This window comes from Sphaerisporangium cinnabarinum, assembly GCF_055567015.1.
This window is the reverse complement of record NZ_JBVHRG010000002.1, coordinates 291,816-308,205: the sequence shown is the minus strand read 5'-3', so window position 1 is coordinate 308,205 and position 16,390 is coordinate 291,816. Positions and strand designations below refer to the sequence as shown.

Below are 16,390 nucleotides of genomic sequence, written 5' to 3'. Positions count from 1 at the left end.
AGGTCAGCGCGGCGCCCCGCCCTGGCCGGCCGCGTCGTCCGTCCCACCGTCGTCCGTCGGTCCGTCTGCGGCCGGGCCGTCCGTCGGCGTGTCGGCAGCCGGGGCGCCACCCTCGTCGGAGCCCTCGCGCGACGGTCCGGCGTTCGGCGAACCCTCCGCGGCGCGGAAGATCTCCTCGAGCGCGCGGTCGACGTCCGCCTCCTCCGCGCGGGTCGCGGCGCGCCGCCCCTCGTAGCCGGACGGGTCGTCGAGGTCGGTCCCGTCGGGCAGCAGGTCGGGGTGGTCCCACACGGCGTCGCGCGCACCGGCGCCGGACTGCGCCGCGATGAGCGCCCACAGGGCGGCCGCGTCGCGCGAGCGCCGGGGGCGCAGCTCGAGGCCGACGAGCGTCGCGAACGTGTGCTCCGCGGGCCCGCCCGCCGCACGACGACGGCGCAGCATCTCGCGCAGCGGGACGGCGTGGGGCAGGTGGGGGAGCGCCGCGACGGCGGTCACCTCGTCGACCCAGCCCTCGACGAGCGCGAGCGTCGTCTCGAGGCGCGCCAGGGTCGTCTGCTGCTCGGGCGTGCTCTGCAGGCCGAAGACACCACCCGACAGCGCGCGCTGGAGCGCGTCCGTGTCCGCGAGGTCGACGTCGGCGAGCTGGGACTCGAGCGCGGAGAGGTCGATGGTGATGCCGCGCGCGTAGGCGTCGACGAGCCCGCGCAGGTGCCCGCGCAGCCACGAGACGTGCGTGAACAGGCGCGCGTGGGCGGCTTCGCGCAGGGCGAGGAAGAGGCGGACCTCCTCCGCGGGGGCGTCGAGGCCCTCGGCGAACGCCGCGACGTTCGTGGGCAGGAGGACCGTCGCGGGCCGGTCGAGCAGCGGCAGCCCGACGTCGGTCGCGCCGAAGACCTCGCGCGAGAGCGTCCCGGCCGCCTGGCCCACCTGCATGCCGAACACCGCGGAGCCGAGGCGTCGCATGAGCGCGGCCGGGTCGCCCGCGGGCAGCCCGAGCGCACCGGCCGGCAGGCCGGGCAGCGTGAACCCCACGCCCGGCAGGGCGGAGGTGTCGTCCCCCATGCCCTCGGGGAGCTGGTCGCGCAGGACCGTGGCGAGCGCGTCCGCGACGGACGCGGCGACCGGGGCGACGAGCTCGTTCCACGCGGGGAGCGTGTGCTCGACCCACTCGGACCGGCTCCACGCCTGGCTCTTCCCGCCCGACGGCGGCAGGTCGGTGACGGCGTCGAGCCAGAGCTCGGCGACCGACAGCGCCTCGGTGACGGCGCGCTGCTGCGCCGGCGAGATCGACGGGTCGCCCTCGGCGACGGCGACCTGGCGCGCGACGTCGTGCGAGACGTCCGTGTTGACCGGGCCGTCGCTCGGCGTCGACAGCATCCGCTGGACCTGCGCGAGGACGTGCTGGAACAGCTGTGGGTCGGCCGCGCCGCCCGCGGCGAGCGCCTGCGGGTCGAGCCCGCGGGCGCGCAGCTCGCGCAGCGCCTCGTCGGCGTCGGGCCCGAGCATCGAGCGGAGCAGCTCCTCGAACCGCGGGTCGAAGGGCGTGTCGTCGTCCGGTCCGGGCGTACGGTCGGGGGGAAGGCTGCTCATGGCGACTCCTCACGGTAGCGTCGGTGATCACCGTAACCACGATCGAGCGCCGAGAACGGGGGCTGGGCCATGTCCGAGGGCCGGGTTCGCTCACGGCGCAGCGAGGCGCTTCCCGCGACGGGCGAGCCCCCGGTCGCGCCGGGGGAGGACCCCACCGCGAGCGCGGCGATCACCCCGGCGGACGACGTCGCCGACCGCGACCCGGTGGTGGTCGTCGGCGTCGGGCAGGTGGCGGACGCGGTGCGCGCGGGCCTGGGCGCCGCCGAGGCGTCGCCCGTGGACGCGCTCGTCTGGCCCGTCGGGGCGCGACGTCTCGTCGTGGTGGCGCCCGCGGGCGAGTTCGGGACGCCGCGCGCCCGGACGGACGCGGAGCAGCGCGCCCGCCTCGCGCTCCTGGGCCGTCGCGCGGGGGAGGCGGCGGTCGCGGCGGGGATCGAGCACGTCGTCGCCGTGTCGTCCGCCGCGGTGCACGGCGCGTCGCCCGAGCGGGGCGTCATCGACGACGACGACCCCGTGGCCCCCGACGACGGGCCCGGCTTCGCGGGCGACCTCGTGGCGTTCGAGGACGCGCTGCGGGAGGCGCTCGGCGGGGTGCCGCTCGCGCTCGTGCGGCCGGCGGTCGTCGTCGGGCCGGGCGTGGACACCGTGCTCACGCGGCACTTCGAGGCCCCGCGCCTGCTCACGGTGCGCGGCGGCGGCCGCACGTGGCAGCTCGTGCACGTCGACGACGTGGTGGGGGCGGTGCGCGTCGCGCTGGACCAGGGCCTCGTCGGCGGTCTGACGGCCGGACCGGTGCGCGACGGCGAGCCCGACGCGCTCGACTCGGAGACGGTGGCCGCAGCGGCCGGGATGCGCACGGTGCAGCTCCCGCCCGCGACGGCGTTCGGGACCGCCGAGCGGCTGCACCGGGTCGGTGCGCTGCCGTCACCGGCGAACGACCTCGCGTTCGTCGTGCACCCGTGGTCGGTCTCGGCGCGGCGCCTGCACGACGCCGGGTGGCGGCCGGAGTGGTCGGGCGCCGCGGCGCTCGAGGTGCTCCTCGCCGAGGTGCGAGGCCGCACGGGCGTCGGCGGTCGACGGTTCGGTGGTCGGGACGCCGCGGCGCTCGGCGCGGCGGGGGCGGCCGTCGCGGTCCTGGGCACGGCCGCCGTCTGGCGGCAGGCCCGCTCGCGCCGCCCGTAGGGGCGGCTCCCGGGCGGCGTCCACGTCGTCGGCAGGGAGATCCCAGCAACCTCGGGGATGATGTCCCGGTGAGCGACGCCCCCTCCTTCGACGCCCTCCTCGCCGAGGACGAGCACGACCCGCCGCCCGTGACCCGGCGGTCGCTGACGTTCGGCATCTCCCTGCTCGCGACGACCCTGCTCGTCGCGGGTCTCGCGATCCTGCCCGCGCCGTACGCGGTGCGGTCGCCCGGACCGACGGAGGACACGCTCGGCCAGCAGGACGGCACGCCCCTCATCTCGATCACCGGCGCCGAGACGTACGACTCGACGGGCGAGCTGCTCCTGACGACCGTGTCCGTCGCCGGCGGCCCGGGCTACCCGGTGAACCTCGGCCAGGTGGTGCAGGGGTGGTTCGACCGGTCGCGCAGCGTGCGCCCGGTCGAGGAGGTCTTCCCGACGGGCCGCACCAAGGAGGAGACCGAGCAGCAGGGCCAGGCGGAGATGATCAGCTCGCAGGAGAACGCGACGGTCGCCGCGCTCACCGAGCTGGGGTACGACGTGCCCGCGACGCTCACGGTCGAGGGCACGGTGCCGGACAGCGGGTCCGACGGCGTCGTCGAGCCGGGCGACGTCATCGTGGCGCTCGACGGCACGCCCGTGCGGACGTACCAGGACCTCATCGACGGCCTGGCCGCGGTCGACCCGGGCGACGACGTGACGCTGCGCGTGCAGCGCGACGGCGCGGAGACGGACCTCACGGTCGCGACGACGGACGGCGGCGACACCGCGCTGCTCGGCGTGTTCATCGACCCCGCGTTCGACTTCCCGGTGGACGTCGAGATCCAGATCGAGGACATCGGCGGCCCGAGCGCGGGCACCATGTTCGCGCTCGGGATCGTCGACCAGCTCACGCCCGAGGACGAGGCGAACGGCGTCGTCATCGCGGGCACGGGCACCATGAGCGTCGAGGGCGACGTGGGTCCGATCGGCGGCATCCAGCAGAAGCTCTACGGCGCGCTGCGCGACGGCGCGACGTGGTTCCTCGCCCCGCAGGCCAACTGCCCCGAGGTCGTGGGCAACGTGCCCGACGGCCTGCACGTGGCGGCGGTCTCGACGCTCGCCGACGCGCGCGCGGCGATGGAGGCGATCGGCGCGGGCGAGGGCGACTCCCTGCCCACGTGCGAGGCGCGCGGCTGACGCCGCCCGCGCGCGTCAGTCCTCGAGCGTCGCGCGCAGCGCCTCGACCAGCCCGGGCACCAGGTCGGGGCCGCCCGCGACGTCGGTCGCCGAGTCGTGGGCGCGCGACCGGACGGCGCACCACGCGGTGCCGTCGCGCAGCACGCCGACGGCGAGGCGCACGTCCTGCCGGCCGGGGTGGTTCGTGAGGTAGGCGAGCGCGGCGTCCGGGTCGTCGGGGACGCCCTCCTCGGCGGCCGGCGGCAGCACGATCCGCTCGACGACGAGCGCGGCACCGTCGACGGTCTCCGGCCACGCGACGCGGGCGAGCCCGTCCTCCAGGTCGCCGTCCACGGCGAAGCCCTCCTGCTCGATCGACAGCAGGTGGTGCGGGTCGGCCTCGGCCGCGGCCACGACGTCGGGCGGGAGCCGGTCGGCGAGCGTCGGGTCGGCGCCGAGGGCGCCCGCCGTCCCGACGAGCGCGAAGAGCCGCGGCGGGACGTCCCAGCCCGCGTCGGCCGCGTGCGTCTCGATCTCGTGGACCGCGAGCGCGAGCGCGTGCTGCGGGGTGGGGCCGCCGGGCGCGACGGGGTCGGGACCGGCGTCGGGTCCGGGCGCGGGGGTCGTGGCGTCGGGGCCGGGGGCGGCGTCGTCAGGCTGGGGCATGCCCCCATCGTCCCTCATCGCTGCCGGCCCGCGACGCCCCGCGCCGCCGCGGGCCGGGTGCCCGGCCGTCCCCCACGCGGCGCCGGACCGTGGGAACCTTGGGGGAGGACCGGGCGTTGACCCCGGTGCACGCCCGAGCCACGACCGAAGAGGTATACCCACCGTGTCATTCGCCGCAGCGCCCCGCCGGCCGTCCTCCGGGGGGCGGCCCTCCCGGCGCCGGAGCCCGATCGGGATCGCGATCGCCGTCGTCGGCGCCCTCGTCGTCCTCCTGCTCCTGCTCGCCCAGTTCTGGACCGAGGTGCTGTGGTTCCAGCAGCTCGACTTCGCGAACGTCCTGTGGACCCAGTGGGGCGCCCGCATCGCCCTGTTCGTCGCGGGCTTCCTCGTCATGGGCGGGCTCGTCTTCCTGTCGTTCTCGCTCGCGTACCGGTCGCGGCCCATCTACGCGCCGTCCACCCCCGAGCAGGCGACCCTCGACCAGTACCGCGAGGCGATCGAGCCGCTGCGCAAGGTCGTCATGATCGTGGCCCCGGCGCTCGTCGGCTTCTTCGCCGGCGCGGCGGCGTCCTCGCAGTGGCAGACGGTCCTCCTGGCGCTGAACTCGGTCCCGTTCGGCACGACGGACCCGCAGTGGGGCATCGACCTGTCCTTCTACGTGTTCACGCTGCCCGCCCTCCGGTTCGTCGTGAGCTTCCTCATGGCGGTCGTCATCATCGCGGGCATCGCCGCCGTCGCGACGCACTACCTCTACGGCGGCCTGCGGATCGGTGGCGGCTCCGACGCGGGCCCCCGCACGACGACCGCCGCGCGCGTCCAGCTCTCGGTGATCGCCGCGCTGCTGCTCGTCCTCATCGGTGCGAACTACTGGCTCGACCGGTACTCGATCCTCACCTCGGGCGGCGCGAAGTTCGACGGCGCGTCGTACGCGGACGTGCACGCGGTGATCCCGTCCAAGGCGATCCTCACCGTAGTCGCGCTCTTCGTCGCGGCCCTGTTCGTGGTGACCGCGGTGCGCGGCAACTGGCGCCTGCCCGCCATCGGCGTGGGCCTCATGGTGGTCTCGGCCATCGCGATCGGCGGGATCTACCCGGCCGTCGTCCAGCGCTTCCAGGTCACGCCGAACGCGCAGGACTTCGAGGAGGAGTACATCCAGCGCAACATCGACGCGACGAAGGCCGCCTACGGCATCGACGACGTCCAGACCGAGCAGTACAACGCCAAGACGGAGGCCGAGGCCGGCGCGCTGCGCGAGGACGCGGACACGACGGCGTCGATCCGCCTCCTGGACCCCGAGATCGTCAGCCCGTCGTTCAGCCAGCTCCAGCAGAACAAGCAGTACTACCAGTTCTCGAGCTCGCTGTCGGTGGACCGCTACACGATCGACGACGAGAGCCGCGACACGGTCATCGCCGTGCGCGAGCTCAACCAGGACGGCCTCGGCGCCGACCAGCGCAACTGGGTCAACGACCACACGGTCTACACGCACGGCTTCGGCGTCGTGGCGGCGTACGGCAACCAGATCGGCCCCGACGGCCGCCCGGCGTTCTACGAAGGCTCGATCCCGTCGACGGGCGCCTTCACGGACGCGGGCGGCTACGAGCCGCGCATCTACTTCTCGCCCGAGGCGCCCGAGTACTCGATCGTCGGCGCGCCCGAGGGTCGCGAGCCCTGGGAGCTCGACTACCCGGTGGACGACGCGGGCGGCCAGGTCAACAACACGTTCCCGACGGGGGAGATCGAGGCGGGCCCGAGCGTCGGGTCGTTCGTCAACAAGGTGCTCTACGCCCTGAAGTTCGGGTCCGAGCAGATCCTGTTCTCGGACCGCGTGACGGACGAGTCGCAGATCCTCTACGACCGCAGCCCGCGCGACCGCGTCGCGAAGGTCGCGCCGTACCTCACGCTCGACGGGCGCGTGTACCCCGCGGTCGTCGACGGCCGCGTGAAGTGGATCGTGGACGGCTACACGACGTCGAACGCCTACCCGTACTCCACGTCGGAGTCGCTCGAGGACTCGACGCGCGACTCGCTCGTCGCGGCCAACTCGGTCGAGGCGCTCGCCCCTCAGCAGGTGAACTACATCCGCAACTCGGTCAAGGCGACCGTCGACGCGTACGACGGCTCGGTCGACCTGTACGCGTGGGACACGGAGGACCCGGTCCTCCAGGCCTGGTCGAACGTCTTCCCGAGCTCCGTGCAGCCGCTGTCCGAGATCTCGGGCGACCTCATGAGCCACCTGCGCTACCCCGAGGACCTGTTCAAGGTGCAGCGCACGCTCCTCGCGAGCTACCACGTGGACGACGCGAACGAGTTCTTCTCGGGCCAGGACTTCTGGCGCAGCCCGGAGGACCCGACGGCGAGCGGGAACGTCAAGCCGCTCCAGCCGCCGTACTACCTCACGCTGCAGATGCCGAGCCAGGAGGCGCCGACCTTCTCGCTCATGTCGACGTACATCCCGGGCGGTGGCTCGGACCGCAACATCCTCACCGGCTTCCTCGCGGTCGACGCGGAACCGGGCAGCGAGGCGGGCGTGCGGTCGGAGGACTACGGCACGCTGCGGCTCCTCGAGCTGCCGCGCAACGCGACGGTGCCCGGTCCGGGTCAGGTGCAGAACAACTTCAACACCGACCCGACGGCGGCCGACGGCCTGCTGGCGCTGCGCCGTGGTGACTCGACGGTCATCAACGGCAACCTGCTGACGCTGCCGGTCGGCGGCGGCCTGCTCTACGTCCAGCCGGTGTACGTCCAGTCGACCGAGGGCACGCGGTTCCCGCTGCTGCGCAAGGTCCTCGTCTCCTTCGGTGACGAGATCGGCTTCGCCGACACGCTCGACGAGGCGCTGGACCAGGTGTTCGGCGGCGACTCGGGCGCGAACGCCGGCGACGCGGACGGCGGCGTCGAGACCGAGGTCCCGGACCAGCCGGCCGACGGCGAGTCGCCGGACGCGGGCACGACCGACCCGGGCACGACGGACCCCGGCACCGAGCCCCCGGCCACCGAGGAGCCGGCCCCGCCGGCCGACGGCGGCACGGTCGACGGCGGTGCGCGCGCCGAGCTCGACCAGGCGCTGCGCCAGGCGCAGCAGGCCATCGAGGACGGCCAGGCGGCGCTCGCCGAGGGCGACTTCGCGGCCTACGGCGAGGCGCAGGACCGCCTCCAGCAGGCGCTCGAGTCGGCCCTCGCGGCCGAGCAGGCGCTCGACACGGAGTCGTCGGCGGGCTGACGTACCCGTCGCGCGAGCGACGCACCGCCACGGACGGGCGGGGACACCAGCGGGTGTCCCCGCCCGTCCGTCGTCTGCGGCGGACCGGGACGGAGTTGTCATTTCCCGCCCCGGGCGGGAGGATCGCTCCTCGTGACTTCTGCAACGGTTTGCAGCAACGCTTTCAGCGCGGCGGGCGACGACACCACGACCGTACCGGCGGTGCGGCTGCACCACACGTCCGGCGCCGAGCTCGTCGTCGCGCTGCGGGGCGCGGCCGTCCTCGCGTGGCGCGCCCCCTGGCGCGGCGCCGACGGCCTCGAGCGCGTCGAGGACCTCGTCGACGGGTACGCCGACGAGGCGGAGGTCGCCGCGCACGACGCCGCACGGTCGGCGCTCATGGCGCCGTTCGTCAACCGCCTCGCGGGCGGGGAGTACGTGTTCGACGGCGTCCGGCACCACGTGCCCCCGGTGCTCCCCTGGGAGCCGCTCACCATGCACGGGTTCGCGCGCACGCTCGACTGGACGGTCGTCGAGGATGCGGGGGAGGGCGGGGTCGCCGCGCGCGACACGGCGGCCGCCGACGGAGCGGAGCGGGAGTTCGTGACGCTCCGGACGGTCGTCCACGCCGACGCGCACGCGGGCTACCCGTTCGCGCTCGTGCTGGAGGTCCGGTACGTCCTCGGCGCCGGCTCCCTCGACGTCACGCTGCGCGCCCGCAACGTCGGGACGACGGCGGCCCCCGTCTCGCTCGGCTGGCACCCCTACCTCCGGGTCCCCGGGCACGGCGCGGTCGACGCGCTGGAGCTCACGGTGCCGGCCCGTCGCGCCGTCGTGACGGATGCCGGCATGCTCCCGCTCGCGGGGGAGGCCGCGTTCGGGGCGATCGACGGCGTCGGTCCCCTCCCGCTCGCGGGCGCGAGCCTCGACCACGCGTTCGCCGACCTCCGGGCCGACGCCGACGGCCGCGCGCGCACGGTCGTGCGCGACCCCGCCACGGGGCAGGGGCTCGCCGTCTGGCAGGAGCGTGGCCTCGTGCACGTCTACACGGGGGACGGTCTGGCGCGGCGCGGCCGCGCCGCGATCGCGGTCGAGCCGGTGGAGACGCTGACCGACGCGTTCAACCGGCCGGACTGCGCCGCCGACGTGCGGCTCGAGCCGGGGGCCGTCCGCGAGTTCGCGTTCGGGGTCGAGGTCCTGGCGTGACCCACGTCTCGTCCACCCGATTTGGCCTGGTCCGGAACCTCACGTAGAGTAGTGATCACCGACGCGGGGTGGAGCAGCTCGGTAGCTCGCTGGGCTCATAACCCAGAGGTCGCAGGTTCAAATCCTGCCCCCGCTACTCCTGAGAGGCCCTCGGTCAGCAGACATGCTGACCGAGGGCCTCTCGCTTTCTCCCGTACAGAGTCGGTGTCCTCGTGCTGTGACGCGCCCCACCCGGCCGAGGCGCGGGCGGGGGAAGCCACGGCCCACGGCCCGGCGTTATCGTCAGTGGCCGGCGCCCACCACTCCCGCGGGCGCCCGACACCCGGAAGGTCACCATGCGCCGTCTGCGTCCCCGTCCCGCCGTCCTGACCGCCGTCACGGCGGTCGCCGCGCTCACGCTGGCGGCCTGTTCGTCGGGTGCCGACGACGGCGGCGACGCCGCGAGCCCGAGCGAGAGCGCGTCGGGCGACGCGCAGTGTGAGCCGGGTGCGCTCCCGACGCTCACCGACGGCGTGCTGACCGTCGGCGCCGGCGAGCCGTACTCCCCGTGGTACGTAGGGGAGCAGGACTCGGGCGAGGGCTTCGAGTCGGCGCTCATCTACGCCGTCGCGGACCGCCTGGGCTACGCGGCCGACGACGTCGTGTGGGAGACCGTGACGTTCGAGCAGATCATCAGCCCGGCCGTGAAGCCGTTCGACGTGGCCGCCTACCAGACGTCGATCACGGACGAGCGCAAGCAGGCCGTCGACTTCTCGAGCCCGTACCTCACGACGCGCCAGGGCGTCATCGTCATGGAGGACGGCCCGTACGCGGGCGCGACGACGCTGGCCGAGCTCGACGGCGCGCGCATCGGGGTCACCGCCGCCCAGACGAGCCTCACGCTCGCCGAGGCCGCGTGGGGCGAGGACGCCGACATCTCGCCGTACAGCGCCGCCGGTGACGGCATGCAGGCGCTGCAGTCCGGCACGATCGACGCGATGGTCATGGACGTCGACCAGGGCGTCGCCGCCTCGACCGAGTACTTCCCGGACTCCGTCGTCATCGGCACCCTGCCCGACGAGGGCGTGGTCGAGCAGTACGGCCTCGTGCTGGACCTCGGCTCGGAGCTCACGGGCTGCGTGTCGCAGGCCGTCGACGACCTGGAGGCGGACGGCACGCTGGCCGAGCTGCGCACGACGTGGCTCAAGTCGGACGACATCCCCGTCCTCCAGTGACCCGGCCATGACCGTGCCCGACGACGCGCGCCCGCCCGGAGGCGTCGGGTCGCCCGACGCGGTCCCGGCCGCCGCGTGGTCACCCTCGCCGCTCGCGCTCGACCGGGCCGCGTTCCGACGCGCGCAGCGGCGGCGGTCGCTCCTCGTCGCGCTCGTGAGCACGGTGCTCGTCGTCGCGGCGGTGGTGCTCGTCGTCGTCAACGCGCCGGGCTGGGAGCGGGCGCGGACCGCGTTCTTCGACCCGGCGATGGCGTGGGAGTCGCTGCCCGCGATCCTCGAGGGCCTGTGGCTCAACCTGCGCGTGTGGGTCGTCGCGGGCGTCGTCGGCACGGTGCTCGGCCTCGGCCTCGCGGTCGCGCGCACGAGCCGCATCCCGGCGCTGTTCCCGCTGCGCGCGTTCGCGACGGTGTACGTCGACCTGTTCCGCGGCGTGCCGCTCCTCCTCGTGCTGCTGCTCGTCGGGTTCGGGCTGCCGGCGCTGCGGCTGGAGTGGCTGCCGACGTCGGGCGCGTTCCTCGGCGCGCTCGCGATCGTCCTCACGTACACCGCGTACCTCGCGGAGGTGTTCCGCGCGGGCATCGAGTCGGTGCACCCGTCGCAGGTCGCGGCGGCGCGCTCGCTCGGCCTCACGCGCGCGCAGACGACGCGGCGCGTCGTGCTGCCGCAGGCGGTCCGCAACGTCACCGCGCCGCTCGCGAACAACCTCGTCTCGCTGCAGAAGGACTCGGGCCTCATCTCCGTCCTCGGCGCCGTCGACGCGATCCGCGCCGCGCAGATCGCGACGACCGGCAGCTACAACTTCACGCCCTACGTCGTCGCGGGGATCCTGTTCTTCCTCGTGTCGTTCCCGCTGACGCGCGCGGTCGACGCGTACCAGGCGCGTCGCGGCTGGGGCCGGTCGCTCGCGACGGTGAGCGGGGCGGGGGACATCCGATGAGCGCGTCCGCGACGTCGTCCGGCGCGAGCCCCCGGGACGGGCGTCACCTGCTGTCCCTGCGGGGCGTGCGCAAGACGTACCCGGCCGCGGGCGCCCCGGGCGGGCGGCGGGTCGTGCTCGACGGCATCGACCTCGACGTCGACGCACACCGGTGCGTCGTGCTCGTCGGGTCGTCCGGCTCGGGCAAGTCGACGCTGCTGAGGGTCGTCAACCTGCTCGACGAGGTCGACGACGGCCAGATCCTGCTCGACGGCGAGGACGTCGCCGACCCGCGCCTCGACGCCGACCGGGTCCGCGCCCGTATGGGCATGGTCTTCCAGGCGTACAACCTCTTCCCGCACCTCACGGTGCTCGACAACGTGACCCTCGCGCCCCGGCTCGTGCACCGGCGCTCGCGCGACGAGGCGGAGGCGGCGGCGGTCGAGATGCTGGGCCGCGTCGGGCTCGGGCACAAGGTGACGTCCTATCCCGACCAGCTCTCGGGCGGCGAGCAGCAGCGCGCGGCGATCGCGCGCGCCCTCGTCAACGGCCCCGAGCTGCTCCTGCTCGACGAGGTGACGTCCGCGCTCGACCCCCAGCTCGTGGGCGAGGTGCTCGACCTGCTCGCCGAGCTGCGCGCGGAGGGCCGCACGATGCTCGTCGCGACGCACGAGATGGGGTTCGCGCGCCGCGTCGCCGACGAGGTCTGCTTCCTCCACGAGGGCCGCGTCCACGAGCGCGGCACGCCCGAGCAGGTGCTCGGCGACCCGCAGCGCGAGCGGACCCGCGCGTTCCTGCGCCGTCTGCACGCCTGACCGCGCCCTCGGGACCGCGCCGAGCACCGCCCGGGCCGACCCGGACCCCGGTCAGCCTCGCAGCACGAGCACGACCGTGGCAGCGACCGACGCGCAGGCGACGAGGACGTACGGCCACGTCCACGTGCGCTGCCCGGCGACACGCAGCACCAGGGCCACCGCGAGCGCGGCCAGGGCGAGCACGGGACCGTCGACGAGCGGGGCCAGGTCGACCGAGACGCGCAGGGTCTCCAGGAGCTGGGGCGGCAGGGGGACGAACGGTTGGCTCTGGCGGGCCGCGCCGTCGGGCACGAGCCACAGCGTGCGCAGGACCGCCAGGACCGCGAGGACGCTCGGAAGAGCCCGCAGGAGCGCGCCGCCGACCCGCGAACGGTCCCGGGACGACGACGCGGCAGGTCGGACGGGCCGTGCGGACCGCGTGGCGGACGCCGGGGCCGCCTCCTGGTGCGGCGGCGTCGTGGCTGCGGACGGGCCGGCGGCGCGCGGGGCCGGGGTGCTCGTGACCGCCGCGCCGGCGATCCGTGGCCGGGCGGACCCCGGACGCGCGGAGGGCGACGACGGCGTCGGGCCGAGGTGCTGGACGGGGCTCCGGCGCGGCGGGACCGACGGCGGGACCGGCCGGCCGACCTGCGTGGCGACGAGGTCGGGGGAGTCCATGACGCGGGTCCGTCCGACAGCGGGCGGGACCGGCTCCGGCCGGGGCAGCGCCGACGGACCGCGGCCCAGCGTGGAGACGCGCTGCACGGGCACCGGCCAGGGACGTGGGTCCGGGGAGCCGGACGCCGGCACGGGGACGGGGCCGTCCGTCCGCAACCGCGCGGCCCGGGCCGCGGGCTCGGCGCCGGAGCCCGGCACGAGGAGCATCGGGGGCGTCGGGCGACGGTACTCGCGCCACCCGCGCAGGGTGTCGGCGTGCCCCGCGGGCGGTGCCGCGGCCTGCCACCGCATTGCCTGCCAGAGCCAGTCCTTGAGCTCCGCCGGGGTCCGGCCGTCGGCCACGTGGGCGCCGATGCTCGCGACGTGGTCGGCGATCACCTCGGCGGCCGCGCCGTCGAACCCGTCGCCGTGCACCTCGGCCAGCACGCTCATCAGCGTCGCGTCGTAGACCAGGGCGTGCCACGGCTCCCGGACGCGGGCCGCGTCGGCCGCCCTGCCGACCGAGGGGACCTCCGCCGCCCGCTCGGTCCGGACGGGTGCGCCGGTGGCAGCGGCCAGCCCGGCGACCGGGCCCAGCGCGCGCTCGGCCGCGGTGGCGCCGTCGGCCACGATCCGTGACGTGAGGAGCAGGGTGTTGTCGGCGGCCTCCCCGGCGAGCCGGGCGCGCAGCACCGCGACGACGCTCTCGAGCGCGGGGCGGTGGTTCGGCTGGTAGCGGGTCATCGACAGGATCAGGTCCTGCAGGTGGGGGTCGATCTCGGGCAGCTCGGCGGGGGACCGGGCCGGTTCCGTCCCGGCCGGCACCCCGACCAGGTCGTCCGGGACCTCCCGCACGAGGTCGTCGGCCTCGAGGTCGCGGCCGAGGAAGTTGAGGTCCGCCGGCACGACTCCCGTGGCGGCGAAGATCAGGAGCAGACCGAGCGCGTACACGTCCGAGCGGGGGTGCACGCGGCGGGCGAACAGCTCCGGCGCCATGTACGCGAGCGTTCCGACCGGCTGGGTGGACGTCGCCGTGTCGAACAGCTTGGCGATGCCGAGGTCGATGAGGACCGCCCGGTCGCCGTCGACCATGATGTTGGCGGGCTTCAGGTCGCGGTGCACGCAGTGCTGCTCCTGCAGCACGAGCAGGGCCTCCGCGACGTGCGACGCCAGCCGCAGCGCCTGTCGTCCGTCCAGCGGGCCCGACGCGCGGACCTGCTCGCGCAGCGTGGCGCCGGGGACCAGCTCCATGGCGAACCACGGCTGGTCGTCATCCAGGCCCGAGCGCACGAACGCGGGGAAGCCGCGCCCGCCCACGGCCCGCAGCAGCCTCGCCTCCTGCGTGAAGCGCTCGCGGGAACCCTCCTGGAGACCCGTGAGCACCTTCACGGCGACCTCCGCGCCGTCCGCGTCCGTCGCGCGGTAGACGTGCGCGAACCCGCCGTGCCCGAGCACGTCGGCGAGGGTGAACGGGCCCTTGCGGTCACCGCTCGCCGGCACCTGGCGGACGGGCCGGCGGGGCAGGGGCGCGGGGCCCGGCCCGGCCTCCGGTGCGGCAGCAGGTCGCGCGGAGACGTCGGGCGCGGCGGACGTCGGCCCGGCGTGGTCGGCGGGGGCCCGCGTGGTCAGGCGGGTGTCGTCGTCGGTCGCCACCGCGAGGGGGGACTGCTCGGGGCCGGGCATGGGCGCAACGTTACAAGCGCGCCGCTCCTGGCCGGAGCAGACGACTCCGACGGTCCGAGCCGCGAGCGGCGCGTCGACCTGGGAGGCTGGACGTCATGGTCAACCGCCTCGCCGCCGCCGTGAGCCCGTACCTGCGCCAGCACGCGGGCAACCCGGTCGACTGGTACCCGTGGGGCGCCGAGGCGTTCGCGGAGGCGCGCCGCCGAGACGTGCCGGTCATGGTGTCGGTGGGGTACGCCACGTGCCACTGGTGCCACGTCATGGCGCGCGAGAGCTTCTCCGACCCGGACATCGGTGCGCTGCTCGCGCGCGGGTTCGTCGCGGTGAAGGTCGACCGCGAGGAGCACCCCGACGTCGACGCGAGCCTCCTCGCCGCGGCGAGCGCGTTCACCCCGGACCTGGGCTGGCCGCTCACGGTGTTCACGACGCCCGACGGCGCCCCGTTCTACGCGGGCACGTACTGGCCGCCCGTCCCCGTCGCCGGGCGACCTGCGTTCCGGGACGTGCTCGACGCCGTCGCGCAGGCCTGGGAGCAGCGGCGCGACCAGGCGGTCGAGACCGGGGACGCGATCCGCGCCGCGCTGCGCGACGCGGCGGCGGGCCGCCGGACGGGCGTGCCGCGCGCGGCCGCCACGGCGGTCGACGGCTCAGGGACGTCCGCCGCCGCCGACAGCGGGCTCGTGGCCGACCTGGCCGAGCACGCCCGGCGGGTCGTCGACCGGCTGGAGGCGGCGGAGGACCGCGTGCACGGCGGCTTCGGCGGCGCGCCCAAGTTCCCCGTCGCCCCGACGCTCGAGCTCCTGCTCGACGTCGCCGCGTCGTCCGTCGTGGACCCGGAGGTCGCGCGGCGCGCGCTCGTCCTCGCGGGGCGCACGATCGACGCGATGGCGGCGAGCCCGCTGCGCGACGTCGACGGCGGGTTCTTCCGGTACGCGACCCGGCCGGACTGGTCCGAGCCGCACTACGAGCGGATGCTCTACGACAACGCCCAGCTGCTCTCGGCGGCGACGACGCTCGCCGTGCTGCGCCGCACCGGACCCGTGGACGGACCCCTGCGCACGCCCGCCGAGGCGCCCGGCACGCCGGACCCGGGCGAGGTGACCGCCGAGGTGGCGGGCGACGTCGGCCGCTTCCTCCTGCGCGTGCTGCGCCTGGCCGACGGCGCGTTCGCGAGCGCGCAGGATTCGGAGTCCGTCGTGGACGGCGAGCGCCTCGAGGGCGGGTACTACCTGCTCCCGCCGGGCGAGCGCGCGCACCACGAGCCGCCCCCGCTCGACACGAAGGTGCTCACGGGGTGGAACGGGCTCGCGGTCGAGGCGCTCGCGCGCGCCGGGCACCACCTGGCGCTGCCCGACCTCACGGACGCCGCGCGCGCGGCCGCCGACCGGCTGCTCGCGACGCACGTCCGGGCCGACGGGTCGCTCGTGCGGGCGTCGGAGGGCGGCGTCGTCTCGGACGCCGTCGCGACGCTGGAGGACCACGGCGCGTTCGCGACGGCGCTCCTCGTGCTCGGGGGCCTCACCGGGGAGGCGCGGTACGTGCGCGAGGGCTTGCGCCTCGTCGACGCGTCCGTCGGCCCGGACGGCGACCTCACGCCCCCGCAGGGCACGGACCCGGTGCTCACCGAGCTCGGGCTGGCCGCCGGAGCGGCGGCGGACCCGTCGGAGGGCGCGGTGCCCTCGGGCACGACGGCGGCCGCCCGGGCCGCGCTGCTCGCGCACCTCGCGACGGGCGAGCCGCGGTACCGGGACGCCGCGCTCGCGCACGTCGCCGCGTCCGCCTCCGCGAGCGAGCACCCGCTCGGCGCGGCGGGCGTGCTGCGCGTCGCCGTCGGGCTCGCGGAGCCGCCCCACCAGCTCGTGGTCGTCGCCGACGCCGACCGGCGCGAGGGGTTCCTCGCCGCCGCGCGCGACTGGTACCACCCGGGCGGGCTGCTGCTCGCCGCGACGCCCGGCGACGCCGCGGCCCTCACCGCCGACGGCGTCGGTCTGCTCGCCGACCGCGGGCCGGGCGCCTACCTGTGCGCGGACTTCGTGTGCCGGCTCCCCGTGCACGACCCCGCGGCGCTGCGGGACCAGCTCGGGGCGTGACGTCCCCGGGCACCGGGGGTGCAGGGCACGGGC

At 75.7% G+C, this 16,390-nt stretch carries 11 protein-coding genes and 1 tRNA gene; 9 read left to right on the top strand and 3 right to left on the bottom strand.

The window, feature by feature from the left end; all coding sequences use genetic code 11:
- Positions 1-3 precede the first annotated feature (3 nt).
- A complete protein-coding gene (locus ACZ4MO_RS04435) occupies positions 4-1,590 on the bottom strand; it encodes a zinc-dependent metalloprotease (RefSeq protein WP_175007932.1) in 1,587 nt (528 codons plus the stop codon).
- A 69-nt stretch (positions 1,591-1,659) separates the two neighbouring features.
- Between ACZ4MO_RS04435 and ACZ4MO_RS04430 the strand changes: the two genes are divergently transcribed.
- Both ACZ4MO_RS04430 and ACZ4MO_RS04425 read left to right on the top strand, forming a co-directional pair.
- Positions 1,660-2,772 carry an NAD-dependent epimerase/dehydratase family protein gene (locus ACZ4MO_RS04430; RefSeq protein ID WP_499278619.1) on the top strand — a complete coding sequence of 371 codons (1,113 nt, stop codon included), beginning with the start codon at positions 1,660-1,662 and terminating at the stop codon, positions 2,770-2,772.
- 68 nt (positions 2,773-2,840) lie between these two features.
- Entirely contained in the window at positions 2,841-3,950 is a 1,110-nt protein-coding gene (locus ACZ4MO_RS04425) for a PDZ domain-containing protein (protein ID WP_175007933.1), read from the top strand.
- Between the two features lie 15 nt (positions 3,951-3,965).
- On the opposite strand, the gene ACZ4MO_RS04420 is transcribed toward ACZ4MO_RS04425, so the two are convergent.
- Positions 3,966-4,595 carry a PPA1309 family protein gene (locus ACZ4MO_RS04420; protein ID WP_255437005.1) on the bottom strand — a complete coding sequence of 210 codons (630 nt, stop codon included), beginning with the start codon at positions 4,593-4,595 and terminating at the stop codon, positions 3,966-3,968.
- A gap of 163 nt (positions 4,596-4,758) precedes the next feature.
- Here ACZ4MO_RS04420 and ACZ4MO_RS04415 point away from each other — a divergent pair, with 163 nt between their 5' ends.
- The 6 genes from ACZ4MO_RS04415 (at position 4,759) to ACZ4MO_RS04390 (ending at position 11,948) form a co-directional block, all read left to right on the top strand.
- Positions 4,759-7,818, top strand: a complete 3,060-nt coding sequence (locus ACZ4MO_RS04415; RefSeq protein WP_175007934.1) for a UPF0182 family protein — start codon at positions 4,759-4,761, stop codon at positions 7,816-7,818.
- A gap of 132 nt (positions 7,819-7,950) precedes the next feature.
- Positions 7,951-9,003, top strand: a complete 1,053-nt coding sequence (locus ACZ4MO_RS04410) for an aldose epimerase family protein (RefSeq protein WP_175007935.1) — start codon at positions 7,951-7,953, stop codon at positions 9,001-9,003.
- Positions 9,004-9,065: 62 nt separating this feature from the next.
- Positions 9,066-9,139: transfer RNA gene (locus ACZ4MO_RS04405), tRNA-Met, on the top strand.
- A gap of 199 nt (positions 9,140-9,338) precedes the next feature.
- Positions 9,339-10,217 (top strand): transporter substrate-binding domain-containing protein, encoded by an 879-nt coding sequence (locus tag ACZ4MO_RS04400; RefSeq protein WP_175007936.1) that lies wholly within the window; start codon positions 9,339-9,341, stop codon positions 10,215-10,217.
- A gap of 7 nt (positions 10,218-10,224) precedes the next feature.
- On the top strand, positions 10,225-11,154 hold the full coding sequence (locus ACZ4MO_RS04395) for an amino acid ABC transporter permease (RefSeq protein ID WP_085388326.1): 930 nt from the start codon (positions 10,225-10,227) through the stop codon (positions 11,152-11,154).
- Positions 11,151-11,948 carry an amino acid ABC transporter ATP-binding protein gene (locus ACZ4MO_RS04390; RefSeq protein WP_499278618.1) on the top strand — a complete coding sequence of 266 codons (798 nt, stop codon included), beginning with the start codon at positions 11,151-11,153 and terminating at the stop codon, positions 11,946-11,948. The genes ACZ4MO_RS04395 and ACZ4MO_RS04390 overlap by 4 nt, the downstream gene beginning before the upstream one ends.
- Before the next feature lie 51 nt (positions 11,949-11,999).
- On the opposite strand, the gene ACZ4MO_RS04385 is transcribed toward ACZ4MO_RS04390, so the two are convergent.
- On the bottom strand, positions 12,000-14,267 hold the full coding sequence (locus tag ACZ4MO_RS04385; protein ID WP_175007938.1) for a protein kinase domain-containing protein: 2,268 nt from the start codon (positions 14,265-14,267) through the stop codon (positions 12,000-12,002).
- A gap of 95 nt (positions 14,268-14,362) precedes the next feature.
- Between ACZ4MO_RS04385 and ACZ4MO_RS04380 the strand changes: the two genes are divergently transcribed.
- Positions 14,363-16,357 (top strand): DUF255 domain-containing protein, encoded by a 1,995-nt coding sequence (locus tag ACZ4MO_RS04380; protein ID WP_175007939.1) that lies wholly within the window; start codon positions 14,363-14,365, stop codon positions 16,355-16,357.
- Positions 16,358-16,390 lie beyond the last annotated feature (33 nt).